Source organism: Arthrobacter sp. TJ-170 (assembly GCF_058269305.1).
In genome coordinates this window covers 269,442-290,896 of record NZ_JBZCNL010000004.1, presented here as the reverse complement: position 1 = coordinate 290,896, position 21,455 = coordinate 269,442, and the positions used below count along the sequence as shown (strand labels likewise).

25 protein-coding genes are annotated in these 21,455 nt (G+C 63.6%); 13 read left to right on the top strand and 12 right to left on the bottom strand.

All coding sequences use genetic code 11. The annotated features are described in order from the left end of the window. The first annotated feature begins 46 nt into the window (after nt 1-46). The gene (locus AC4D1W_RS10115; protein ID WP_490890207.1) at nt 47-1,348 is read left to right on the top strand and encodes a cation:proton antiporter; all 1,302 of its coding nucleotides are present in this window, start codon (nt 47-49) and stop codon (nt 1,346-1,348) included. Then, on the top strand, nt 1,341-2,081 hold the full coding sequence (locus AC4D1W_RS10110; protein ID WP_490890206.1) for a YqjF family protein: 741 nt from the start codon (nt 1,341-1,343) through the stop codon (nt 2,079-2,081). Before AC4D1W_RS10115 ends, AC4D1W_RS10110 begins: the two co-directional genes overlap by 8 nt. A 15-nt stretch (nt 2,082-2,096) precedes the next feature. On the opposite strand, the gene AC4D1W_RS10105 is transcribed toward AC4D1W_RS10110, so the two are convergent. Together AC4D1W_RS10105 and AC4D1W_RS10100 are read right to left on the bottom strand one after the other, a co-directional pair. Further along, a complete protein-coding gene (locus tag AC4D1W_RS10105; RefSeq protein WP_490890205.1) occupies nt 2,097-2,375 on the bottom strand; it encodes an acylphosphatase in 279 nt (92 codons plus the stop codon). Then, nucleotides 2,372-3,067 (bottom strand): SDR family oxidoreductase, encoded by a 696-nt coding sequence (locus AC4D1W_RS10100; protein ID WP_490890204.1) that lies wholly within the window; start codon nt 3,065-3,067, stop codon nt 2,372-2,374. Before AC4D1W_RS10100 ends, AC4D1W_RS10105 begins: the two co-directional genes overlap by 4 nt. A 160-nt stretch (nt 3,068-3,227) precedes the next feature. Between AC4D1W_RS10100 and AC4D1W_RS10095 the strand changes: the two genes are divergently transcribed. The 3 genes from AC4D1W_RS10095 (at nt 3,228) to AC4D1W_RS10085 (ending at nt 6,467) form a co-directional block, all read left to right on the top strand. Then, on the top strand, nt 3,228-4,199 hold the full coding sequence (locus AC4D1W_RS10095; protein ID WP_490890203.1) for an aldo/keto reductase: 972 nt from the start codon (nt 3,228-3,230) through the stop codon (nt 4,197-4,199). A 7-nt stretch (nt 4,200-4,206) separates the two neighbouring features. Continuing rightward, on the top strand, nt 4,207-5,205 hold the full coding sequence (locus AC4D1W_RS10090) for an SDR family oxidoreductase (RefSeq protein ID WP_490898648.1): 999 nt from the start codon (nt 4,207-4,209) through the stop codon (nt 5,203-5,205). 68 nt (nt 5,206-5,273) lie between these two features. Continuing rightward, entirely contained in the window at nt 5,274-6,467 is a 1,194-nt protein-coding gene (locus tag AC4D1W_RS10085) for a TerC family protein (protein WP_490898647.1), read from the top strand. A gap of 86 nt (nt 6,468-6,553) precedes the next feature. On the opposite strand, the gene AC4D1W_RS10080 is transcribed toward AC4D1W_RS10085, so the two are convergent. Beyond that, nucleotides 6,554-6,802, bottom strand: a complete 249-nt coding sequence (locus tag AC4D1W_RS10080; RefSeq protein WP_490898646.1) for a hypothetical protein — start codon at nt 6,800-6,802, stop codon at nt 6,554-6,556. Between the two features lie 174 nt (nt 6,803-6,976). Here AC4D1W_RS10080 and AC4D1W_RS10075 point away from each other — a divergent pair, with 174 nt between their 5' ends. From AC4D1W_RS10075 to AC4D1W_RS10060, 4 genes are all read left to right on the top strand, one after another. Next, entirely contained in the window at nt 6,977-7,948 is a 972-nt protein-coding gene (locus AC4D1W_RS10075; protein WP_490898645.1) for an ATP-grasp domain-containing protein, read from the top strand. 67 nt (nt 7,949-8,015) lie between these two features. Next, entirely contained in the window at nt 8,016-8,435 is a 420-nt protein-coding gene (locus AC4D1W_RS10070; RefSeq protein WP_490898644.1) for a ChaB family protein, read from the top strand. Between the two features lie 114 nt (nt 8,436-8,549). Beyond that, entirely contained in the window at nt 8,550-9,608 is a 1,059-nt protein-coding gene (locus AC4D1W_RS10065) for an iron-siderophore ABC transporter substrate-binding protein (RefSeq protein WP_490898643.1), read from the top strand. 93 nt (nt 9,609-9,701) lie between these two features. After that, entirely contained in the window at nt 9,702-10,007 is a 306-nt protein-coding gene (locus AC4D1W_RS10060) for a PRC-barrel domain-containing protein (RefSeq protein WP_490890195.1), read from the top strand. A gap of 72 nt (nt 10,008-10,079) precedes the next feature. Here AC4D1W_RS10060 and AC4D1W_RS10055 read toward each other — a convergent pair whose 3' ends face one another. The 8 genes from AC4D1W_RS10055 to AC4D1W_RS10020 all read right to left on the bottom strand — a co-directional run bounded on the left by AC4D1W_RS10055 (nt 10,080) and on the right by AC4D1W_RS10020 (nt 17,395). Beyond that, on the bottom strand, nt 10,080-10,313 hold the full coding sequence (locus AC4D1W_RS10055) for a DUF6480 family protein (protein WP_490890194.1): 234 nt from the start codon (nt 10,311-10,313) through the stop codon (nt 10,080-10,082). Then, nucleotides 10,310-10,573, bottom strand: a complete 264-nt coding sequence (locus tag AC4D1W_RS10050; protein WP_490890192.1) for a hypothetical protein — start codon at nt 10,571-10,573, stop codon at nt 10,310-10,312. Before AC4D1W_RS10050 ends, AC4D1W_RS10055 begins: the two co-directional genes overlap by 4 nt. A 105-nt stretch (nt 10,574-10,678) precedes the next feature. Beyond that, a complete protein-coding gene (locus AC4D1W_RS10045) occupies nt 10,679-12,064 on the bottom strand; it encodes a dihydrolipoyl dehydrogenase family protein (protein ID WP_490898642.1) in 1,386 nt (461 codons plus the stop codon). A gap of 78 nt (nt 12,065-12,142) precedes the next feature. After that, the gene (locus AC4D1W_RS10040) at nt 12,143-12,901 is read right to left on the bottom strand and encodes an iron ABC transporter ATP-binding protein (RefSeq protein WP_490898641.1); all 759 of its coding nucleotides are present in this window, start codon (nt 12,899-12,901) and stop codon (nt 12,143-12,145) included. Continuing rightward, nucleotides 12,898-13,905 carry an iron chelate uptake ABC transporter family permease subunit gene (locus AC4D1W_RS10035; protein WP_490898640.1) on the bottom strand — a complete coding sequence of 336 codons (1,008 nt, stop codon included), beginning with the start codon at nt 13,903-13,905 and terminating at the stop codon, nt 12,898-12,900. Before AC4D1W_RS10035 ends, AC4D1W_RS10040 begins: the two co-directional genes overlap by 4 nt. Further along, nucleotides 13,895-14,914: an ABC transporter permease gene (locus tag AC4D1W_RS10030; RefSeq protein ID WP_490890187.1), complete on the bottom strand. Its 1,020-nt coding sequence runs from the start codon at nt 14,912-14,914 to the stop codon at nt 13,895-13,897. Before AC4D1W_RS10030 ends, AC4D1W_RS10035 begins: the two co-directional genes overlap by 11 nt. A 47-nt stretch (nt 14,915-14,961) precedes the next feature. Then, on the bottom strand, nt 14,962-15,912 hold the full coding sequence (locus AC4D1W_RS10025; protein WP_490890186.1) for a siderophore ABC transporter substrate-binding protein: 951 nt from the start codon (nt 15,910-15,912) through the stop codon (nt 14,962-14,964). 157 nt (nt 15,913-16,069) lie between these two features. Further along, nucleotides 16,070-17,395, bottom strand: a complete 1,326-nt coding sequence (locus AC4D1W_RS10020) for a DUF2252 domain-containing protein (RefSeq protein ID WP_490890184.1) — start codon at nt 17,393-17,395, stop codon at nt 16,070-16,072. 51 nt (nt 17,396-17,446) lie between these two features. Between AC4D1W_RS10020 and AC4D1W_RS10015 the strand changes: the two genes are divergently transcribed. The 4 genes from AC4D1W_RS10015 to AC4D1W_RS10000 all read left to right on the top strand — a co-directional run bounded on the left by AC4D1W_RS10015 (nt 17,447) and on the right by AC4D1W_RS10000 (nt 20,380). Continuing rightward, complete coding sequence (locus AC4D1W_RS10015; RefSeq protein ID WP_490890182.1) at nt 17,447-18,262, top strand: CPBP family glutamic-type intramembrane protease; 816 nt, start codon at nt 17,447-17,449, stop codon at nt 18,260-18,262. 61 nt (nt 18,263-18,323) lie between these two features. Continuing rightward, nucleotides 18,324-19,523 (top strand): mechanosensitive ion channel family protein, encoded by a 1,200-nt coding sequence (locus AC4D1W_RS10010; protein ID WP_490890180.1) that lies wholly within the window; start codon nt 18,324-18,326, stop codon nt 19,521-19,523. Nucleotides 19,524-19,593: 70 nt separating this feature from the next. Beyond that, nucleotides 19,594-19,980 carry a DUF7793 family protein gene (locus tag AC4D1W_RS10005; protein ID WP_490890179.1) on the top strand — a complete coding sequence of 129 codons (387 nt, stop codon included), beginning with the start codon at nt 19,594-19,596 and terminating at the stop codon, nt 19,978-19,980. Nucleotides 19,981-19,999: 19 nt separating this feature from the next. Then, nucleotides 20,000-20,380: a DUF7793 family protein gene (locus AC4D1W_RS10000; RefSeq protein WP_490890177.1), complete on the top strand. Its 381-nt coding sequence runs from the start codon at nt 20,000-20,002 to the stop codon at nt 20,378-20,380. 33 nt (nt 20,381-20,413) lie between these two features. Here AC4D1W_RS10000 and AC4D1W_RS09995 read toward each other — a convergent pair whose 3' ends face one another. Then, complete coding sequence (locus AC4D1W_RS09995; RefSeq protein ID WP_490890175.1) at nt 20,414-21,451, bottom strand: NAD-dependent epimerase/dehydratase family protein; 1,038 nt, start codon at nt 21,449-21,451, stop codon at nt 20,414-20,416. Nucleotides 21,452-21,455: the final 4 nt, after the last annotated feature.

Genomic DNA, 21,455 nt, shown 5'->3' with positions numbered 1-21,455 from the left:
CACACGAGTATCTTTAGGCAGGACCATTCGGCGAGAGGGAACCTTCGTGCTCAAACTTTTTGAGGGCCCCAGCATTATCTTCACGGTTTTGGGTGCCATAGTTTTTGCGGCTGCACTTCTTCCCCGCCTTTTGCGGCGGGCACCCGTCTCCATGCCGATGGTGTTCCTTGCCGCAGGCATCGTGGTGTTTGCCCTGATTGACTATCTGCCCACACCGGACCCGGTGAAGTACGAAGTGGTCACCACGCACCTCACGGAGGTTTGCGTGATCATTTCCCTTATGGGTGCAGGCCTCGCCCTCGATCGACCGATCGGCTGGCGTGCCTGGTCCACCACGTGGCGCATGCTCGGGATCGTGATGCCTGTGTGCATCCTGGTGTTCGCCCTCATGGGTTACGCCTTCCTGGGGCTCGGAGTGGCCAGTGCCATCCTTGTGGCTGCCGCACTGGCTCCTACCGACCCCGTCCTCGCTTCGGAGGTCCAGGTGGGAGAGCCGGCCGACGGAGAGGAAGGGTTCGACCGTGAGGATGAGGTTCGGTTCGGCCTGACAAGCGAGGCCGGTCTCAACGACGGCCTCGCCTTTCCATTCGTGTACCTGGCCATCGGCATCAGCCTCGTCGGCACCGAGCCGAGCGCATGGTTTCCGCAGTGGTTCTTCATCGATGTCCTGTGGCGCATCGGATTCGGCGTGCTGCTCGGGTACGGCACGGGCAAGCTCCTCGGGCGCGTCTTCTTCTCCTCACGCGTAGACTCATTCCGCCTCTCCAGCCATTCCGAGGGGTTCGTTGCGCTCGCGGCGACGTTCCTGGCCTACGGCGTCACGGAAACATTCGAAGGGTACGGCTTCATCGCTGTGTTCGTCTGTGCCATCACCATTCGGGCCGCTGAGCGCGATCACGGCTACCACCGCGTGCTTCACAGCTACGTGGAACAACTCGAACGGTTGCTCTCCGTTGTCATTCTGGTTCTGCTGGGCGGGGCCATTGCACGGGGACTCCTCGAGACGATTGGCTGGACCGACGTCCTCCTTGCACTGGCCTTCCTGATTCTCGTCCGGCCGTTGGCCGGGTTCCTCGGGCTGCTCGGTGGCCAGACAGGTGCGCGGGAGAAGGTGGCGCTGGCGTTCTTCGGCGTCCGCGGAATTGGTTCCCTCTACTACCTCGGCTACGGGCTCAGCAACGGCGAGTTCGACGCCGAGGCGAACGAGGTCTGGGCTTTCGTGGGTCTTGTGGTGTCACTTTCAGTAGTGCTGCACGGGGTAACGGCAACGCCGGTCATGATGGCCCTCGACCGCGTCCGGAAGCGACAGGCGGATACCGAGGGGGAAGCGCCGAGAACCCATGTCTGACCCTTCCGCAGCACGCGATCGGTGGCCGGAGCCGCCTCCGCTGCGCACCCCTGCGCTGATGGACCAGTTCTGGGGCGACGCCGTCTTCCTGCACTGGCGCATCGCCAGCTCCGAGGCAGCCCGCTTCATGCCTGAGGGCACCGTTCCGGACGAGTACGACGGCGACTCCTGGGTGGGGCTCATCGGTTTCCGCATGTGCGGAGCAGGTCTGGGACGCGGATTGCCCGTGCCCTATTTCGGAACCTTCACCGAGGTGAACGTTCGGCTGTATTCGCGGGACTCCACCGGTGAGCGAGGCGTCGTTTTCCTCACCCTCGACGCGTCCCGCCTGGCGGTCGTGCTGGGTGCCCGTGCGGCAGGCATTCCCTACGTCTGGTCCCGTTGCCGGCCCCGGCACCGCGCGCAAGGCACCGGGTACTCCGTGAACAGGTTTCGCGGGGCCATGTCGTCGTTCGCGGTTGTGCCCACAGGGAGCACCGCCGCGGATCCGCTGTCCATTCACCTGACGGCGCGGTTCGGGCTCCACTCGCGGTTTGCGGGCCGGACTATCTACATCCCCAACACCCACTCACCATGGCCGCTCCAGACCGCCGTGCTGGATCACTGCGACGACGGGCTGGTGCGCGCCGCGGGTCTGGTGGTGGAGGGTCCTCCGGAATCGGTGCTCTACTCGCCCGGCGTGCAGACCCAGTTCGGGATGCCGCGCAGGGTCACGGAAACCTCCGGCGACTAGCCGGCTCCTAGCCCGCTAGTCGGTGACGAAGCCGCTCAGTTCGCTGGCGCCGTCGTCGTGCAGGTCTGCATCCACATTCTCGACCCGACCGGGAGTATTCCCGGAGTTCAGCCACTTCAGGAGCTGGTCAACGGACGAGGAGGGGCCGGCGGCCACCACGAGAACCGATCCATCGGGTTGGTTGGTAGCTGATCCCACAAGCCCTAGCTGCTCCGCCTTTTGGCGCGTACGGTAGCGGAATCCGACGCCCTGGACCTCACCCGTCACCGTGGCTACCAGGCGTACCGTGCTCATGCCATGCCCGAGGGTCGGATGTTGAGAGATTCGACGGTGGAATCGCGGGAGGCGTCCACCGCCAGCCGAACCGCCTTGGCGACCTGCGTGGGCTGGATCCACGCGGTGGGGGAGTAGTCCTTGCCCTCGAACTCGTGCAGTTCGGCCTGCATGTCCGTGGCCACCCTGCCCGGGTGAATGGAGGACACCCGGACGCCGTTGGGCCGCTCTTCCTCCCTCAGTGCGTCAGTGAGCGCCCGGAGCGCAAACTTGGTGCCGCTGTACACCGCCGACCCGGACCCCGAGGTGTAGCCTGAGCCCGAGTTGATCGCGATCACCTGTCCGCCGGCGGCACGGAGGGCAGGCAGCAGGAGACGGGTCAGTTTCGCGACGGCGAAGACGTTGATTTCGAAGCTTGTCCGCCAGGCGTCGTCGTCGAGGTCAGCCACGGCACCCATCCTCAGCACGCCGGCGGAGTGCACCAGCACGTCCAGCTGTCCGATGCCGGCGACATCCGTCTCCGAAACCTCACGCACGTCCAGCGCGAAGGGCTCAGCCGACGGGTACGACGACGCGATGGCCTCCAGAGAGGCGCGGTCCCGCCCGCCAAGCAACAGGTGGTGGTTTCGCGCGAGTTCGTCGGCAATGGCGCGGCCGATTCCCCGGGAGGCGCCGGTGATGAGTGCCACGGGCAGTGATTGCGAGGGAGTCATGGGTGAAATCCTAGGCGGACCGGAAGATCCGTGCAGGTCCGGCGAGCTGCACCACGGCTGAATTCGCGAAGGCTGCGCAAAAGTGCCCACTAGCGCAAGGGCCCGAGGCTTGGCAGGATGGAAAGCGGATTCCCATTCGTCCTCGAGAGGAACTTCGCTGATGCAGTACACCCACCTCGGCCGCTCCGGCCTGTCCGTTTCCCGTCTGTGCCTTGGCACCATGAACTTCGGGCCCAAGACCGAGGAGTCGGATTCCCACTCGATCATGGACTCGGCCCACGCCTCCGGGATCAACTTCTTCGACACCGCCAACGTGTACGGCTGGGGCGTCAACAAGGGCCGTACGGAATCCATCGTCGGCCGGTGGTTCGCCAAGGGCGGGGGACGCCGGGAGAAGACCGTGCTGGCCACCAAGCTCTACGGCGATATGGACGAATGGCCCAACAACGGCAAGCTGTCCGCACTGAACATCCGCCGCGCCCTGGACGCCAGCCTCCAGCGCCTCCAAACCGACTACATCGACCTCTACCAGTTCCATCACGTCGACCGGAACACTCCCTGGGACGAGATCTGGCAGGCCATCGAGGTTGCAGTCCAGCAGGGCAAGATCCTGTACTCGGGCAGCAGCAACTTCGCCGGCTGGCACATTGCGCAGGCCCAGGCGGCGGCCGCACGCCGCAACTACACCGGGCTCATCAGCGAGCAGTCCATCTACAACCTGCTCACCAGGACCGTCGAACTCGAAGTCCTCCCCGCCGCCCAGGAATACGGGCTCGGCATCATCCCGTGGTCACCACTGCACGGCGGACTGCTCAGCGGCGTCCTGAAGAAAGAGAACGAGGGCGTCCGCCGGCTGGAGGGGCGCGCCGCTGACACCCTCGAGAAGCACCGCGACCAGATCCAGCGCTACGAGGACCTCGCCGAGAAGCTCGGGCACTCGCCGGCGGACCTTGGCCTGGCCTGGCTCCTTGCCCAGCCCGCCGTGACCGCACCCATCATCGGCCCGCGCACGCAGGAACAGCTCGACGGTGGCCTGCGTGCCCTGGAGATAAAGCTCGACGAGGACACCCTGTCCGCGCTCGACGACATCTTCCCCGGCCACAAGACAGCGCCCGAGGACTACGCATGGTGAGCGACCAGTGAAGATCCTGTGCATTGGCGGAACCGGGGTCATCAGCACCGCGGTGGTGGACCGGGCGCTCGCGCTCGGCTACTCAGTCACCATCCTGAACCGCGGCAGCTCCACCGAGCATCCGGCAGCGTCCCGCGCCGAACTGGTGCAGTCCGATATCCGGAAACCGGACGAAGTGCGCGCTGCCCTCGGTAACCGCACCTTCGACGTCGTCGTCGACTTCGTGGCCTTCACGCCGGACCACGTTGCCACGGACATCGAGCTGTTCACCGGACGCACCGGGCAGTACGTGTTCATCAGCTCGGCCTCGGCGTACCAGAAGCCCCCGGCGTCGCTGCCCATCCGCGAGTCGACTCCGCTGCGGAACCCGTTCTGGCAGTACTCACGGGACAAGATCGCGTGCGAAGACCTGCTGGTGGAGGAGTACCGGGAACGCGGCTTCCCGATCACCATCGTGCGCCCGTCACACACCTACGACCACACCAAGATCGCCATCACCGGCGGCTGGACCGACATCGCACGGATGCGGGCAGGGCGTCCAGTGCTGGTGCACGGTGACGGAACCTCCCTCTGGACGCTGACGCACAGCACCGACTTCGCGAAGGCGTTCGTCGGGCTGCTGGGAGTGCCCCAGGCGATCGGGGACAGCTTCACGATCACGTCGGACGAATTCCTCACCTGGAACCGCATCTACCAGTTGTTCGCCGATGCCGCCGGAGCACCCGAACCGGAGTTGATCCACGTTGCATCCGAGACCATCGCCGCATACCTTCCGGATCTTGGGCCGCAGATCATCGGGGACAAGCAGCACTCGGTGATCTTCGACAACACCAAGGTCAAGGCGCTGGTTCCCGACTTCGTCTGCACAACACCCTTTGCCCTCGGCGCGCGGGAAATTCTCGCCTGGTATGACGCAGATCCCAACCGTCAGCACATCGACTCCGAACTGGATGCAGGGTTTGACCGGATCATCGCGGAGGCGAGGCGGTTGTCTACCGGTAGCTGAACTGCTTGCAGGTGCGTTGGACGTCGAACTACGGTAAATCGACAGCACACTGACGAGGAGACGTAAGCATGGAAGTGCCCACTATTGTCTGGATTCTGACAATTGCAGGAATCGCGGGGCTGCTTCTCTTCGACTTCTTCTTCCACGTCCGCAAGGCCCACACGCCCTCGCTGAAGGAAGCCAGCATCTGGTCTGCCATCTACGTGGGGATCGCGCTGCTCTTCGGCGTGGGTGTGCTCATTTTCGGCGGTACTGACATGGGTACCGAGTACTTCGCCGGGTACATCACGGAGAAGGCGCTCTCCGTGGATAACCTCTTTGTCTTCCTCATCATCATGACCACCTTCAAGGTACCGCGTGCCGACCAGCAGAAAGTGCTCCTGTTCGGCATCGTGTTCTCACTGATCGCGCGGACCGGCTTCATCTTCCTGGGCGCCGCCCTGATTAACTCCTTCGCCTGGGTGTTCTACATCTTCGGCCTGATCCTGCTGCTCACCGCCGGCAACATCCTGAAGCCGAAGAACGTCGAGGAGGAAGAGACTTTTGTTGTCCGTCTGGCCCGGCGGTTCCTTCCGGCTACGGAACATTACGACGGCGACAAGCTCTTCACGATCGAAGACGGCAAGAAAGTCCTCACGCCGATGCTCCTGGTCATGGTGGCTATCGGCGGTACGGATATTCTGTTCGCCCTTGACTCCATCCCCGCAATCTTCGGGCTGACGCAGAGCGTCTTCATTGTTTTCACCGCGACGGCGTTTTCGTTGATGGGCCTGCGGCAGTTGTATTTCCTCATTGACGGGCTGCTGGACCGGCTCATCTACCTCTCCTACGGGCTGGCGGGCATCCTCGGCTTTATCGGCGTCAAGCTGATCCTTCACGCGCTGCACGAGAATACGGTTCCATTCATCAACAACGGTGAGCACGTCGAGGTTGTTGAAATCTCCACCGGGCTGTCTCTGAGCGTGATTCTCGGCGTCCTGATCGTCACGGTCTTGGCTTCCCTCCTCAGCCCGAAGGGCAAGGTGAAGAACCTCGTCTCAGGTGCCCGCCGCCATGCCATTCAATACGTCGATCTCAACTACGAGACGGACATCAACGAGCGTGAGCGGATTTTCAACAAGATGTGCGCGGAGGAGCAGATGCTCAGGAAGCAGCCCGAGAAGTACAAGCGCCTCATCCGCAATGAAACCGAGTTCATGGCGCTCCTCAGGCTCGCACATGAGGAACACGAGGCTGCGCTGGAACGCGAGCCCACCCGCTAGTTCCGCCAACAAGAGCACGACGACGGGTTCCCGCCTTGCAAGGGAGGGGACCCGTCGTCGTTGGTTGGTTGGCTGGTTTCTGCCGTTCAGGCGGCCAGGCTTGATTCCTGGGTGGCCAACCGAATCTGCCAGATGGCGTACTCGTCGGTGTGGAGGATGGCGCGGCGGCCGTCGGACTCATCCCGTATCCACACCACGCCAAGGCCGGGAGCGGTGTCCTCGACCAGGCCGCGATAGTGGACCTCGTCGCGGCGGTGGGCTTCGATGGTATCGCCTCGGCGCAGGATGCCGAGGTCGCGGATGCGGCTGATTTCTGTGGCGTTGATCAGAGACATTGCGGCTCCTTGGTAAGGATGGAACCGGCTTTTTCGCGCCGGTGAGACAAGCTTCCCGCGGCGGTGTTGCCGTCCAGTTACGGCCGGGTTATCTCTGCGGGTAGAACGTGTTGCCGTTGATGCTTCGGCGCCGAGGAGCGGAATAGTGCGCACGAGGCTGCCGTTACAACGGACATGACCAGGATCTACGCCCTGCACGAGAACCCTGAGTGGTTTCCTCCGTTCGCCAGCGCCTTCGAGGAGGAGGGGCTTGAGTTCGAACAGTGGCTGCTGACCGACGGTGTCCTCGACCTGGATGCAACGCCGCCGGAAGGCATCTTCTGGTCGAGGATCAGCGCGTCGGCGCATACCCGGGATCATGGGCTGTCCAAGGACTATGCCCGCGCGGTCCTGTCCTGGCTGGAGGCTCACGGCCGCAGGACCGTGAACGGGCGGCGCATCCTTGAACTCGAAATGAGCAAGGTGGACCAGTTGACCGCGCTCAAGGCAGCCGGCATCGATACGCCCCGGACGGTGGCCGCCATCGGACGCGACCGGATCCTGGAAGCAGCCAAGACGTTTCCGACTCCCTTCATCACCAAGCACAACCAGGGTGGAAAAGGGCTCGGTGTCCGCAAGTTCGAGAGCCACGAGGAACTTGCCGAGTACGTGGCGTCGGACGAGTTCGAGGAACCACAGGACGGTATCACCCTGGTACAGGAATTCATCCGGGCCGCTGAACCGGTCATCACCCGGGTGGAAATCGTGGGCGGTGAGTTTATCTACGCTATCCAGGCGGACACAGCGCGCGGAGGGTTCCAGCTCTGCCCGGCGGACGCCTGCGCCATTGATCCGACCACCGGCAAGCCGGTCATGCCGCCGGGTGCAACGATCGAACCGGAGGCAGATCAGCAACTGTTCAGCCTGCGCCGCGACTTCGATCATCCGATCATCGCGAAGTACCTGCAGTTCGCGCGCCGGAACAACATCGAGGTGTGCGGCATCGAATTCATGGAGACGGCGGACGGACGCGTACTCACCTACGACGTGAACACCAACACCAATTACAACGCCCTGGTCGAAGCCGATGCGCCGCGCTCCGCACCCAGGGCGCTCGCAAAGTATCTGGCGGCAGTGGCAGCCGCGCCGGCGCCGTCGTTCGCCTAGCGGTGCTGCGGGCCCAGCGGTAGCCTCGGAACTGCGGGCCCTACCCGATACGGAAGGAGCAGATGCAATGCCGAAGGTAACCAAGTCAGGGAAGGTCAAGACCGACGAGCTGCCCAGCACCCTGCAGCGGTCTGACAAATTGGCGCAGGAGATCTACGCCAAGACCCTCGATTCCGCGGAGGAACAGTACGGTGACGGCGAGCGGGCACACCGCACCGCGTACAGCGCGTTGAAGCACACCCACGAGAAAGTGGGCGACCACTGGGAGCAGAAGGACTCCAAGGGTCCGTCCGATGAGCAGGCCGAAGGCGGGCGTGGAACGTCGAAGGAGACTGCCGGGGGCGTGGACGCCAACGCAACCAAGGAGCACCTCTACGACATCGCGAAGAAGCTTGACGTGCCGAAGCGCTCGACCATGAACAAGCAGGAGCTGGTGGAGGCCATCCAGAAAGCCAATGACAGGGAAACCCGTAAAGCGCGATACTGACACCTATTACGCAACACAAACATTTCCTAATCGATGAAAGCCTAGGCTAACCTTACTTTCGTAACCATCCCGACGGTCCGTTCGATGCCGTCTCGAAAGTCAAGGAGCCCCCCGATGGCCCCCACACGCGTGCGCGGTTTGATCGCCGCGGCAGCGATTGCGGTAATGTCCCTCTCTGCATGCTCGACCGGCCCGTCCGGAGGCGGCTCCGAAGCTGCCGGAGCGAATGAAGGCGGCTCCGCTGAAGCGTTCCCCGTAACTATTGAGCACGCTTTCGGCGAGACCGTAATCGAGGAAAAGCCCGAGCGCGTGGCCACCGTCTCCTGGGTCAACGCCGATGTTGCCGTGGCGCTCGGCGTGGTTCCGGTCGGCATGCCGGCGGACGAGTATGGCGGAAATGACCAGGGCTCCACACCGTGGAAGGACGCCAAGCTCGAAGAGCTCGACGCCGCTATCGGCACCGAGAACGCGCCCGTTCAGTACTCCGAGGCTGACGGCATCGCCTTCGACGAGATTGCTGCGACCAACCCGGACATCATCCTCGCGGCATACTCCGGTCTCACTGAAGAGGATTACAACACGCTCAGCGAAATCGCTCCCGTGGTCGCCTATCCGGAGGTTGCGTACGGCACCGCGTGGCAGGATTCGACCGCAATGATCGGTGATGCTCTCGGCCTGACCGAAGAAGCGGAGCAGCTCGTGGCCGAGACCGAGGACCAGGTCGCCGAGGCCGCTGCGGAGTACCCCGCGATCGCGGGAAAGTCCTTCATCTTCGGCAACCTGGAACCGAACAGCTCCGAGGGCGTGAACATTTACACCGCCAGCGATAACCGTCCCCGTTTCCTCAGCCAGCTCGGCATGGAAATGGCTGACGTCGTTGCTGAGAACACCACCGGTGACGAGTTCTTCATCCCATGGTCAGCTGAGCGTGCCGACGAACTTGAGTCAGACGTGTTCGTGACCTGGGTTCCGGATGACGCCACCAAGAAAGCAATCGCCGAGGACCCGCTGCTGAGCCAGATCCCAGCGGTGAAGTCCGGTGCGCTTGTCGCCGACGCCGACAACACCCTCACCCTGTCCATCTCCGCAGCCAGCCCGCTGTCCCTCGTCTGGGCGCTGGACAAGTGGCTGCCGATGATCAACGAGGCCGCCGTTGCGGCTGAGGGAGCGTAACCCTCCAGAGAGATCACATGGGAGCGTCGTTGCCTTTGGGTGCTCGATGCACTGGAATGGTAAGGGTACTTCTCATCTACGCTCGGAGGCATCATGGATAACCTCGAACTCGAACAACTGCAGGCAGCCACAGCATGGGACCTCAACGGGGACAAGCTTGGGAACGTCTCGCAGGTGCACTTTGACGGAGTCTCGCGCAAGCCCGCCTGGGTGACCGTCGGGCTCGGATTGCTGAACACGAGGGAGAACTTCGTTCCGCTCGCCGGTTCACGGTTGGACGGCGACAATCTTTATGTCGCGGTCACCAAGGACACCATCAAGGACGCGCCGGACTTCACGGCTGAAGAAGGCCTCACGGCTGAACAGGAATCGAAGCTTCGGGACTATTACCGCATCTGAGATCGACAGACAGCAAAGCGGCCGTCCCCCATGGGGCTCGGCCGCTTTGCTGTCTGGGTGTGACTATGCCGCCTAGGTGAACAGCCCGACGATGTAGCCAACGAAGAACAGGAGCCCAAGCAGTACGAAGATGCCGATCAGCACCAACCAAATGCGGGAAGCCGCCTTCCCGGGTGCGTTTTCCTCGTGGCCCTGGGGCCCGGCTGTACTTGCTTCACCGGGAGGGGTTTCACCTGGAGGCACGCCGCCGCCGGGCTCCAGCCCTGTGACGTTGTCCTGTTCCGGATCCGGGTTTGAGGCGCTCATGACTGTTCCTGCTCAGAAGATTGAGGGGCGTTGGATGCCCGGGGAGTCCATGACATGGTGATGTTTGCGCCCTCGTCAGTCTCGCTGACGAAGAGATGCAGGTCTTCGCCGTAGAGATTCTCATGTTCGACGACGTCCCCCGCCTCGTGTGCGAGGTCAGCGAGCCGGCTGATGGCTACTGCCATTGCCCGGCCCCAGTCGTGCGGGTGCTTGCTGTCCGACTCTTCCGTTACCGAAAACTTCTTCTCCGCGCTGCCCATGGCTACTCCTCACTGCGCTCATACCGGTGCCTCAGGCTCTGTGCCTGTTCGCCCCCGTTGATAAGCAAGCTTTGTAGTGATCCTCGTCCCACAGTAGCAGTCCGACTACCAGGAGTCTTTCCCTGCTCCCCGCACCACCTTCCGCGCCGCATGGCCGATGATCGAACTGTAGGTGGGGTAGGCGAACTTCACGCGGGCAAGGGTGGCGACGTCCGTGCCGGCCGCCATCGCGGCCGCGACCGCCTGAATAACCTCCACTGCATTCTCGCCGACAGCGTGCGCACCGAGGATCAGTTCGCGGTGCCGGTCAGTGACCAATTTCAGGAATCCCTGCTCCCGGTCATCGATGATGGGGCGCTCCACCGCGCCATAGGGAACGACGACGACGGCGCACTCCAGGTCACGTTCCCTCGCGTTCTCCTCGGTCAGCCCCACCCCGGCATAGTCAGGGTCAGTGAAACCACCCTCCGGAAGCAGGTGGTGTGGCGTGGTGCGGTGCGCTCCGAGGACGGCGTTCTCCGCTGCGGTCTCACCCTCGAAGACCGCAGCCTGCACCAGCATGGACGTTCCATTGGCGTCTCCGGCAACGAAGATGTGCGGGACGTTGGACCGGAGGTAGTTGTCCACCGGGATAGCTCCCCGCGTTGCGGTGATCCCGGCGGCGTCCAGACCAAGACCGTCGATGTTCGCCGGCCAGCCGGCAGCCATGACCACCGCTCCAACCTGAGCCGACTCCACGCCATCGGTTCCCTGCCAGCTGATCTCGAGCCGGCCGTCGTCGTGCTTTTCGATGCTCTCCACACCACGGATGCCGACGTCCACGCGCACGCCGCGGGAACGGAAGCTTTCCGTCACGGCGGTGGAGACGGCCTCGTCCTCGGTGGTGAGAATGCGCGGGGCCAGGTCGAGGAGGGTGACGCGCGAGCCGAGCGCATCGAAAATGGTGGCGAGCTGCGCGCCCGTGTGGCCGCCTCCGATGATCGCAACGGCTTCGGGGAGGTCCGGAAGGTCCAGCACCTCATGGGGGAGCACGGCGTGCTCGGCGCCCGGGAGGGGGAGCCGGCGCGCGCTACCGCCGACGCACAGGATGATTGAGGCGGCAGTGACCGTGCGGCCCCCGATAGAGATTTCCTGGGGCGCGGTGAAGGCGGCCTCGCCCTCCAGCAGGGTGATCTTCAGGCGCTGCATGGACTCGCTGTACCCTTTTGCGTCCAGCACGCGGTCCACGGTGGAGCGGACCCGCCGGACCAGTTGCGGCCAGTCAACCGCGGGCTCCTGCACAACGATTCCGTACTCGCGGGCGGTGCGCACCTCCCGGTACAGCCGTGCCGTTTTTGCGAGCACCCGCGTAGGCACACAGCCCGAGTTGACGCACGTGCCGCCCAGCCGGGCACGCTCGACGACGGCGGTGCGTGCCCCCAGTTCCGCGGCGCGGGTTGCAGCAGCCATGCCTGCCGGGCCGGCACCGATGACCAGTACATCAAAATCCATAACGGCCTCCATGGCTCCCATCCTGCCCCATGGGACAGACAATCCGTCAGGGCGCCGCCGGATACCCAGGGCGCGCACTCAGGCGAAATATACCCCGATGCGGTTGCCGTCGATCTCTTCGATGCGGATGTCGATGTCGTACACCTCGCGCAGCAGCGACGTGTGCATCAACTCTGCGGGAGTGCCCTGGTGCACCACCGCGCCGTTTCGCATTGCGATGATCCGGTCCGAGTAACAGGACGCGAAGTTGATGTCATGGATGACCAGCACCACGGTCTTGCCAAGGTCCTCAACGGTGCGCCGGAGCATGCGCATCAGGTCCACGGCGTGCTTCATGTCGAGGTTGTTCAACGGCTCGTCCAGGAAGATGTAGTCGGTGTCCTGGGCCAGCACCATGGCGATGAACGCCCGCTGCCGCTGCCCGCCGGAGAGCTCATCCACGAACCTGTCAGCCATTGAACCCAGATCGAGGTAGTCCAGGGCACGCTCAATATGCAGGCGGTCCTGTGATGTCGGCCTGCCCTGGTTGTGCGGGAAGCGTCCGAATCCCACCAGATCGCGGACCGTCAGCCGGACGGTGAGCTGGTTATCCTGGCGCAGAATCGCCATTTTCCGTGCCAGCGTGTTGCTTGCCGTCGTACTTACGTCCATGCCCTCGATCACAACCGAACCGCTGTCCATGGGCAGCAGCCGGCTCATCATGGACAGCAGGGTGGACTTGCCTGCGCCGTTGGGGCCGATGATCGAGGTGATGCCGCCCTGGCGTATGGCGGCTGTTACGGAGTCGACGACGGTATCGGAGCCGTACGCCTTGGTCACGCCGGACAGCTGGATCATTTGATCGAACCTTTCAGGAGGAGGGCGATGAAAACGATCCCGCCGACGAACTCGATGACGATGCTCAGGGCGGTGTCGAAGCCGAAGACCCTCTCGAGGATCAGCTGACCGCCGAGGAGCGCGATGGCGCCCAGCAGGATGGCGATCGGCAGCACGTATTTGTGCCGGAACACCGCAGAGAGCTGGTAGGCGACCGATGCCACGAGCAGGCCGAAGAACGTGATCGGTCCCACCAGGGCAGTGGAGACTGCCACGAGCACCGAGCAGATCACCAGCACCTGCGTCACGGCGCTTTGGTGGTTCACGCCGAGGCTGAGGGCGGTTTCCCGTCCGAGGGTCAGAACGTCGAACTGGTTCCGGATGCGCCAGCCGGCCGCACTCGCGGCGAAGATGGCCAGCGCTGACACCCCCAACAGGGACGAGTCGACGTTATTGAAGCTGGCAAAGAACAGGTCCTGCAGAACCACAAACTCGCTCGGGTCAATGAGCCTCTGCAGCAGCGAGGAGATTCCGCGGAAGAGCGTGCCGAAGATAATGCCCACCAGCAGCACGAGGTGCAGCGACTTCCCGCCGCCGACGAAGAGCCAGCGGTAGAGCACCCAAGAGAACGCAACCATCAGAACCACCTCCATCAGGAAGCGGGCGCCTGAGCCCAGGGTGAGGAGGGCCTGCGTGCCGATGGTGAAGGCAAGGAACGTCTGCAGGAGGATGTACAGCGCGTCGAACCCCATGATCGACGGCGTGAGAATCCGGTTCCCCGTGACCGTCTGGAAGAGCACGGTGGATACCCCGACGGCGTAGGCCACCAGCAGCATCGACGCCACCTTGGTGGCGCGCAGCGGCAGGACATAGGCCAGGTTCCCCGAGAGGCCGATGGTCATGAACGTCAACGTCAGCGCGGCCGCAAGAAGACCCAGCACCAGGATCCAGGTCCGGGGACCGGGTCCCTGAAGGGGCCGCCGTCGTCGTACGGTCAGTGCGGGAGGCATTGCTTCAGGCGACACGGCGGCGGCTCCTCAGCAGGAGGTAGAGGAAGCCGGCGGCTCCGACGACGGACAGGACGGTGCCTACCGGGATCTCGTAGGGGAAACGGATCAGGCGGCCCAGGATGTCGCACAACAGGAGCAGGCCCGCGCCCAGCAGCGCAACCCACGGCACGGCCCGGCGCGCGTTGTCCCCGATCAGCATGGAGACGAGGTTGGGCACCAGCAGGCCGAGGAACGGCACTGCTCCGACGGTCACAACGACGACGGCGCTGATCAGCGCGACGATCACGAGTCCCAGACTCATCACCGCCCGGTAGTTGAGGCCAAGATTGGTGGTGAATTCGCTGCCCATCCCGGCGACGGTGAAGCGATCGGCGGCAAAATAGCCCACGATTGTGAGTGCCCCCACCAGCCAGAGGAATTCGTAACGGCCCGCGAGCACGCCGGAGAAATCGCCCACCATCCAGCTGTTCAGGCTCTGGAGCAGGTCGAACCGGTAGGCGAAGAAGGTGGTGACAGCGCCGATGATCCCGCCCAGCATGATGCCGACCAGCGGGACAATCAATGAATTCCGCAGGGGCACGCGCCGCAATATAAGCAGGAAGAGCGCTGTTCCGGCGACGGCGAAGACCGCTGCCACGCCCATCTTGGCCAGCAGAGGAGCTGCCGGTATCAGCACCGTGACAACGAGAATGCCGAGCATGGCGGACTCGACGGTCCCCACGGTGGAGGGCTCAACGAACTTGTTGCGCGCCATCAGCTGGATGATGAGCCCGGCCACGCCCACCGCCACGCCCGTCAGGAGAATGGCGAGGGTACGCGGGATTCGGCTGATGAGCAGGATCCGTCCGGCTGTGCCGTCGTCGGACTGGGAGAACAGGGCTGCCGGCGAGACGTCGCTGACACCGATGAGCAGGCTCGCAACAGAAAGGACGACGACGGCGAGCGCCGCAAGCCCGGCGCGTAACGCTGGGAACGGGCGGCGGGCCGTCGTCCGGACATCTGCCGGTGAAGGTGCTGTGATCACAGAATGGCCTTGTGCCGGTGACAGGTGAGTGTAACCGGCGGATGAGATCAGCTGATCAGTGCGTCGTTGACGGAGCTGACCATGGCCTCGACGTTGCCCAGGCCGTACCCCACGAGGTACCAGCTTGCGGCGTCGAGGTACACGATGTGATCCTCCTCTGCTGCGGTGGTGCCATTGACCAGATCGTTGTCCAGGACCGCGGAGGCGGCGTCACCGGACTCACCGATTGCGGAGTCGCGGTCAATCACGAAGAGGTAGTCGGGGTTGGTTTCAGCAATGAACTCGAAGGAGATGGACTGCCCGTGGGAACCGTCCTCAGTGACCTCAGCAGCCGGCTCGACGCCGAGGACGTCATGGATGAGGCCGAATCGGGATCCGGCGCCGTAGGCGGTCAGTTCACCGCCGCTGGTCAGGACGATCAGGCCTGTGCCGGAGCTGGCGGCGTTGCCCTGCGCCTCCGAGATGCCGGCGTCGATGGCGGTGAGGTGCTCGGTCACCTCAGCTTCCTTCTCGAAGATGCGGCCGAGCGTGGTGCTGACCCCCTTGAAGCTGTCGATCGGTGCGGCCTGGTCGACGCTCAGGTCGATGGTGGGGGCGATCTCGCTCAGCTCGTCGTAGTAGTCGGCGGTGCGGCCGGAGATGATGATGAGGTCCGGCGCGCCGGCGGCAATCGCCTCGAAATCGGGTTCCTTGACTGAACCGATCTTGGTGTAGTCATCGGACTCGTACGCGTCCAGCGCCTGGGGAAGATTTCCCTGCGGAACACCTGACACCGCAACGCCGAGTGCGTCCAGCGAGTCGAGCACTCCCAGGTCGAAGGTGTACACGTTCCCGGGATTGACAGGGACAGTTGTGCTTCCCTGTGCGTGTTCCACCGTAAGCGTGGTTCCGGTACCGGCTGCCTCATTGCCGGCGTCTGCGGAACCACCGCATGCCGTCAGGGCCAGGACGGTTGCCGCGAGCGCGGCAACCACACTGATTTTTCCAGGATTTTTCACGTGCGAGACTCCAGGGTGAGAAGGAACAGATGTCGGGAAGCATCATCAGTAGTGCTTCTCTTAGTAAGGTATGGCTTACCTAAGTCCATCTCCAAGCCGACGAGGAGTGAACTATCTCACGTTGATTTCAGGCTGCTTCTGTGAGCACTTACCCGCATCAGGTTGACGGGACGCCCGGTATCCGGTTCTCCCGGAACGCTTCAATGAAGAGCGCATAATCGCTCCGGACCGTTCGTGCATAGGTGTGGGAGAACTCGATGATGTCGTCGATGAACTCCTCCCGGCGCCCATCAACCACCTGCATGATGGCGCGCTCGGTCTGAAAATGAACGAGATCCTGGTCGCTGTCTTCGTCCGACGCGCAGTGCACCTTGGCGGTCGCCCGTCCGAGGTCCACGAGGACCGGTTCAATTTCGTCCGGTTCCGTGAGGTTGTCCCAGCTGAGGTCCGCCTTGTAGGGCGAGAGTTCGTCGACCACGAAGCCCGTGCTGTCAATCGTGGTGTAACCGAGGAAAGTGTCGGTGTGCACCTGCAGTGCCCGCTGGCTGATCACGGTCCGATGGCCGTCATGCTCGAAGTAGGAGCGCACGCGCTCATCCGTGACAACCCTGCTCGGCGCAGCGATATTGCCCTGCTTCATAGCCAGAATGATGTCGTTCTCCAGAGCCTCGTTGTACCCCTCGATGAGCACGTTGTAGGCGGGAAGGCCGGCGCTGCCGATGCCGAAACCCGAGCTTCCGACGATGTCCTTGACGTTGTAGAAGACCTCACGGCCCGAGCGCTTGCCCTCCGGGATAGTCCCCAGATAGTCCTTGAACGCTTCTTCAACCCTTCCGTATTCATCGTCGTCGAGGCGCCGAGTCTTACTGTTGTTCTGGAAATGGCGCTCATGGTTATCGACCAGCGTCATGGAGTCGAGCAGATCGGTTCGGCGGGACGACCGCGCAGTCAGAAGCACATCGTGGATGGTGCCCGAGGTGTTGCCAAGGTGAAGCGCGAAGTCGTCCTGGCCGGCGTCGTCGTAATGCTTCACCTGGTCCAGGTACGCGGACAGGTACGTGCGTGCCAGCGAGCGCACCGATTCCTCGGGGAGCGCCTTCTGCCAGCACATCAGCGCCAGCGATGTCGTGAACCGGCGCAGGTCCCAGGAGAAGTGACCGAGGTAGGCCTCGTCGAAATCGTTGATGTCGAACGTCAGCTGCCCCGTACTGCTCATGTAGGTGCCGAAGTTCTCCGCATGGAGGTCGCCGTGGATCCACACGCGGCTGGTTTTGTCATCGGCCCACTCGTCCGTCATCTCCCGCATGTCCGCGTAGAACAGGCAGGCGCTGCCGCGGTAGAAGGCGAACGGGTCGGCGGCCATTTTGCGGAACTTCGTGCGGAACCCATGCGGGTCTGCTTCCATGAGCGGCTTGAACGCCTCGACCAGGGTGTCGGCGATGAGCGATTGACGGGTTTCGCTGTCGACAGCTTTGTCTACCATTTCGTAAGTCTAGGCGCGCGCTGACGGCAGAGCAGGGCGTAAGCTCGAATCATGATCACCACGGCGAGCCTTGACGCGCGCCCCCGGGTGCTGCCGGTCCTGTCCGCTGCCCTGGTCTCCGCATCCGGTTTCATCACTTTCGCCCTGGAGCAGAGGCTGATCGGCTATCTGTTTCTTGCCGTGGCGCTCACGGTCGCGTACTTCACCGGCAAGGCGCTTTTTCGGGACCTGTCGCTGCTGGCCATCGGCCTTGTCATCATCAGCGCGGTGCCCATCACTACCGATATCAGCTTCAGCCACATGGCGATTATGGGTACGGCGATGCTCTTCGCCGTCGCGGTTCCCTATCTGCTGTCCCGATTCGTCTTCAAGGATCACGCCATCCGCTTTCCGGTGCTCACCGGCCAGAAATGGACCCGGACGGAGCGCTGGTACCTGGTTGCGGTGGTGATTATCGGTTATCTGGTGCTGCCGGTGTACATGATCCCCACCGGGGTCTACGAGAACTGGCCCGCGGCCTCGGACCCGGGAACAATTACTCGGTTGTTCCTGGGGACCAACGTCCTCGGTATCTGGGATGAGCTGTTCTTCATCTGCACCGCATTCACCCTGCTGCGCCGCCATCTGCCCGACTGGCAGGCCAACCTCCTCCAGGCAGTGCTGTTCACGTCATTCCTCTGGGAGCTGGGTTTCCACGCCTGGGGCCCGGTCCTCATCTACCCGTTCGCGCTGATCCAGGCCTGGATCTTCTCGAAGACCAAGTCGCTGAGTTACATCGTGAGCGTGCACCTCTTGTTCGACTTTGTGCTCTTCCTGGTTTTGCTGCACGCACACAACCGGGAGTGGTTCGACATTTTCCTCTACTAGTACCCAACAGGCCGGAACGGTAATTGGACTGACCCCCTGTGCCATCTGAGACTGTAGACGGATGGACTTTCTAGATACGATCACCCCCTTCCTGGCTGTCACGGGAGCGGTGTTCGCCGCCGCCGTGCTGGGGTGGATCCTTCGCCGCGCGGCAGCACGTGCGCTCCGAAAAGTGCCGCAGATCCATGACGCCACCCGTAAATTGCGCGGTCCGCTGCAGGTGGTGCTCGCCGTCCTCGGCGTCCGGATCGCCCTCGGTGCCACCGCGCGTGAGGCCGCCTGGTTCCCGCCCGTCGACTACGTGCTGGTGCTGGCACTCATCGGGTCCCTGGCGTGGCTGCTGATCGCGGTGCTCTCCATGGTGGAGACCATGGTGCTGGGGTACTACGAAAATGCCACCCGCGACAACCGGCGCGCCCGGCGGCTCAAGACCCAGATTATGCTCGCACGGCGGGTTGCCGTCGCGGTGATCATCACTCTCGCACTGGCCAGCCTGCTGCTGACCATTGACGAAGTGCGTGCGCTGGGGGCCGGAATCCTGGCCTCCGCCGGTCTCATCTCGATCGTCGCAGGCCTCGCCGTTCAGAGTTCGCTGAGCAACGTCTTCGCCGGCGTGCAGCTGGCCTTCACCGACGCAATCCGCGTGGACGACGTCGTTCTCGTCGAGGGCGAAATGGGGACGATCGAGGAGATCACCATGACCTACGTGGTGGTTCAGTCCTGGGATGAACGCCGCATCATCCTTCCCTCCACCTATTTCACCTCCACCCCGTTCGAGAACTGGACCCGCCGCCGCTCCGAGCTGTTGGGAACCGTGGAGCTGGACCTCGACTGGCGCGTGCCGATCGAGAACATGCGTTCCCGCCTGCGCGAGATCCTCGACAGCTCCGAGCTGTGGGATGGCCGTACCGGGACGCTGCAGATCACCGCGGCCACCGACGGCGTGGTTCGTGCACGGATTCTGGTGAGCGCGGCGGACAGCGGCAACCGGTGGGACCTGCAGTGCCTCGTCCGCGAAGAAATGGTCCGGTTCATCCAGACCGAGTTCCCCGACGCTCTGCCCCGCCAGCGCTGGGAGCAGGTATCGGCGCCGTCGTCCGTTGCGGCCGTGCCCGGCCAGACCGAGAACGACGACGTGGGCCGGCCCCGTCACGACGCCCGCCTCTTCTCCGGCTCCCCGGAGGCCGAGCGCCGCGGGGAGGACTTCAGCGGTCCGCGCGAGACCGTGCTCGATGAGCGGGACGCCCGCAGGGCATCCTGACACCGTACCTGACACGGTTGATGTGAGGTGGGATACATTTGGCTTCGGTAGCCGGACGAGGGGAGAAGCGATGAACGGGGGAGCGTCCGGTCACCGTTTCGTCCTCGAACTGGAGGAGGGCTATGTCCGCGTCGAGTGGAGCGAAGGCGTCACGGTGAGCGAACAGGATGCCCTGGAACTCGTCCGAAAGCTCGACGAAGTGAACCCGGACCTGTGCGACCCGATGCTGGTGATCCTGAATTCGATGGTCTCGCTCGACGCTGCGGCTCTGGCGATCTTCGCCGGATATCTGAACGTGGCAGCACTGGCGCTCGTGGGGCCTTCAGCGGTGGATCGGCTACTCACCACTTTCTTCAACGACGTTCATCGTCCGCGATATCCCACACGCCATTTTGCGGCGCCGGCCGCGGCAATCGAGTGGCTGCTGACGCCGGGACACAGCACATCTGAACCATGAGTCTGGGGGAGACCGAACAATGGAATATTCAGCCGACAATCATCCGCGTTTCCTGCTGACGGATGAGGGCGCCTTTCTTCGGTTGTGCTGGAATGCCGGGATAATTCTGGAGTTGCACGACGTGCAGGCGAGCATCTCCGCCGTCGAGGCGATGTCGCCCGCGTGCAAGCGGCCGCTGCTCGTGCACATAGACCTGGTTGACGGGATCACCGCTCCGGCCAGGGGCCTCCTGTTGGAAGAGACGTGCTCAAGCCGTACGGCCGTCCTCGGCAAGGACGAGGTTGCGCGCGTGATGACGGCCTTCAACTACCGCGCTGCAACGCCCAGCCGGTACTTCACGGATGAAGCACTGGCGGTCGGATGGCTGACCTCCGACGGCGCCGGCGCGCAGACGGGCTGAACCCCGAACGCTGCGCTCAGGTTCAGGCTGACCTCAGCGGCCGGGACGCAGGCTGGGGGAGCCGTCGTTCCCTTCTCCCTCAGCCATCCCGTCGAGCACCTGGCGGATGGCATCCACCGAGGTGTACTTCGGCTCCCAGCCCAGGACCGTACGGACGTGGTCGGTGTTCATGACCGGCGCCTGGGAAGCCATATCGATCCAGCCCGGGTCCGAAGCCTGCAACCGTAGACCCCATGTGGCCGCGACCAACCCACGGAGGACAGACACCGGCAGGTTGAACACACGTTTTGCTCCGAGGATGCCGGCCACGAGCGCCGGCGTGAGAACAGGATCCGCGGCGACGTTGAAGGCTCCGGATGCCCGATGCTTGACCGCCAGCCAGTAGGCCTCCGCAACGTCTTCCACGTGGAGCGCCTGAAACACGAACTCGGAAGGAATCGGCAGCACCTGCAGCAGACCCAGGCGCCGGACAAGACCTTTTGGAACCAGTGAGCCGAGGAAGTACCGACCTATCTGGCTACCCGCCTCTGTGTTGAAACTCAGGCCTGGGCGGAGCCTTGCCACGGGGATTTCCGGATACTTCTTCTCGAACTCATCCAGGAGGTCTTCCTGAACGGCCTTGTACCGGCTGTAGTGCGACGAGGGAATACCCCCGGTCGGCCAGGTCTCCGTGACCCGTTCGGTCTTCGGTGCGGGGCTGTATGCCGCAACCGAAGACGCGCAGACGAAGTGCCGCACCCCGGCGTCGGCGGCTGCGCGGAGTGCGTTCTGAGTGCCGGTCACGTTGGTGCGGTACAGGGCGTCCTCATCCCGGTTCGGCTGGATGGCCCACACCAGATGTACGACGGCGTCAGCACCCTGGAGTGCGGCGGTGAGACGTTCACGGCCGGCGTCAGTGCCGACGTCGGCGGTGTGCCACTCGACACCGCTGTACGGTGCGTGGTCCCTGGACGGCTCGCGGCGGGAAATCCCCACCAGTTCGATGGCAGGATTCTCGTCGCGGACCTGCTGGAGCCGGCGGAGGAGCGCCGTTCCCACGTTGCCGGTCGCTCCGATAACAGCAATGCGCATGTGG

Excerpts from the sequence above, each read along its gene's own strand:
- AC4D1W_RS10110 (WP_490890206.1), top strand. The coding sequence starts at position 1,341 with ATGTCTGACCCTTCCGCAGCACGCGATCGGTGGCCGGAGCCGCCTCCG.
- AC4D1W_RS10105 (WP_490890205.1), bottom strand. The coding sequence starts at position 2,375 with ATGAGCACGGTACGCCTGGTAGCCACGGTGACGGGTGAGGTCCAGGGC.
- AC4D1W_RS10100 (WP_490890204.1), bottom strand. The coding sequence starts at position 3,067 with ATGACTCCCTCGCAATCACTGCCCGTGGCACTCATCACCGGCGCCTCC.
- AC4D1W_RS10095 (WP_490890203.1), top strand. The coding sequence starts at position 3,228 with ATGCAGTACACCCACCTCGGCCGCTCCGGCCTGTCCGTTTCCCGTCTG.
- AC4D1W_RS10085 (WP_490898647.1), top strand. The coding sequence starts at position 5,274 with ATGGAAGTGCCCACTATTGTCTGGATTCTGACAATTGCAGGAATCGCG.
- AC4D1W_RS10080 (WP_490898646.1), bottom strand. The coding sequence starts at position 6,802 with ATGTCTCTGATCAACGCCACAGAAATCAGCCGCATCCGCGACCTCGGC.
- AC4D1W_RS10075 (WP_490898645.1), top strand. The coding sequence starts at position 6,977 with ATGACCAGGATCTACGCCCTGCACGAGAACCCTGAGTGGTTTCCTCCG.
- AC4D1W_RS10070 (WP_490898644.1), top strand. The coding sequence starts at position 8,016 with ATGCCGAAGGTAACCAAGTCAGGGAAGGTCAAGACCGACGAGCTGCCC.
- AC4D1W_RS10065 (WP_490898643.1), top strand. The coding sequence starts at position 8,550 with ATGGCCCCCACACGCGTGCGCGGTTTGATCGCCGCGGCAGCGATTGCG.
- AC4D1W_RS10060 (WP_490890195.1), top strand. The coding sequence starts at position 9,702 with ATGGATAACCTCGAACTCGAACAACTGCAGGCAGCCACAGCATGGGAC.
- AC4D1W_RS10055 (WP_490890194.1), bottom strand. The coding sequence starts at position 10,313 with ATGAGCGCCTCAAACCCGGATCCGGAACAGGACAACGTCACAGGGCTG.
- AC4D1W_RS10050 (WP_490890192.1), bottom strand. The coding sequence starts at position 10,573 with ATGGGCAGCGCGGAGAAGAAGTTTTCGGTAACGGAAGAGTCGGACAGC.
- AC4D1W_RS10045 (WP_490898642.1), bottom strand. The coding sequence starts at position 12,064 with ATGGATTTTGATGTACTGGTCATCGGTGCCGGCCCGGCAGGCATGGCT.
- AC4D1W_RS10040 (WP_490898641.1), bottom strand. The coding sequence starts at position 12,901 with ATGATCCAGCTGTCCGGCGTGACCAAGGCGTACGGCTCCGATACCGTC.
- AC4D1W_RS10020 (WP_490890184.1), bottom strand. The coding sequence starts at position 17,395 with ATGGTAGACAAAGCTGTCGACAGCGAAACCCGTCAATCGCTCATCGCC.
- AC4D1W_RS10015 (WP_490890182.1), top strand. The coding sequence starts at position 17,447 with ATGATCACCACGGCGAGCCTTGACGCGCGCCCCCGGGTGCTGCCGGTC.
- AC4D1W_RS10010 (WP_490890180.1), top strand. The coding sequence starts at position 18,324 with ATGGACTTTCTAGATACGATCACCCCCTTCCTGGCTGTCACGGGAGCG.
- AC4D1W_RS10005 (WP_490890179.1), top strand. The coding sequence starts at position 19,594 with ATGAACGGGGGAGCGTCCGGTCACCGTTTCGTCCTCGAACTGGAGGAG.
- AC4D1W_RS10000 (WP_490890177.1), top strand. The coding sequence starts at position 20,000 with ATGGAATATTCAGCCGACAATCATCCGCGTTTCCTGCTGACGGATGAG.
- AC4D1W_RS09995 (WP_490890175.1), bottom strand. The coding sequence starts at position 21,451 with ATGCGCATTGCTGTTATCGGAGCGACCGGCAACGTGGGAACGGCGCTC.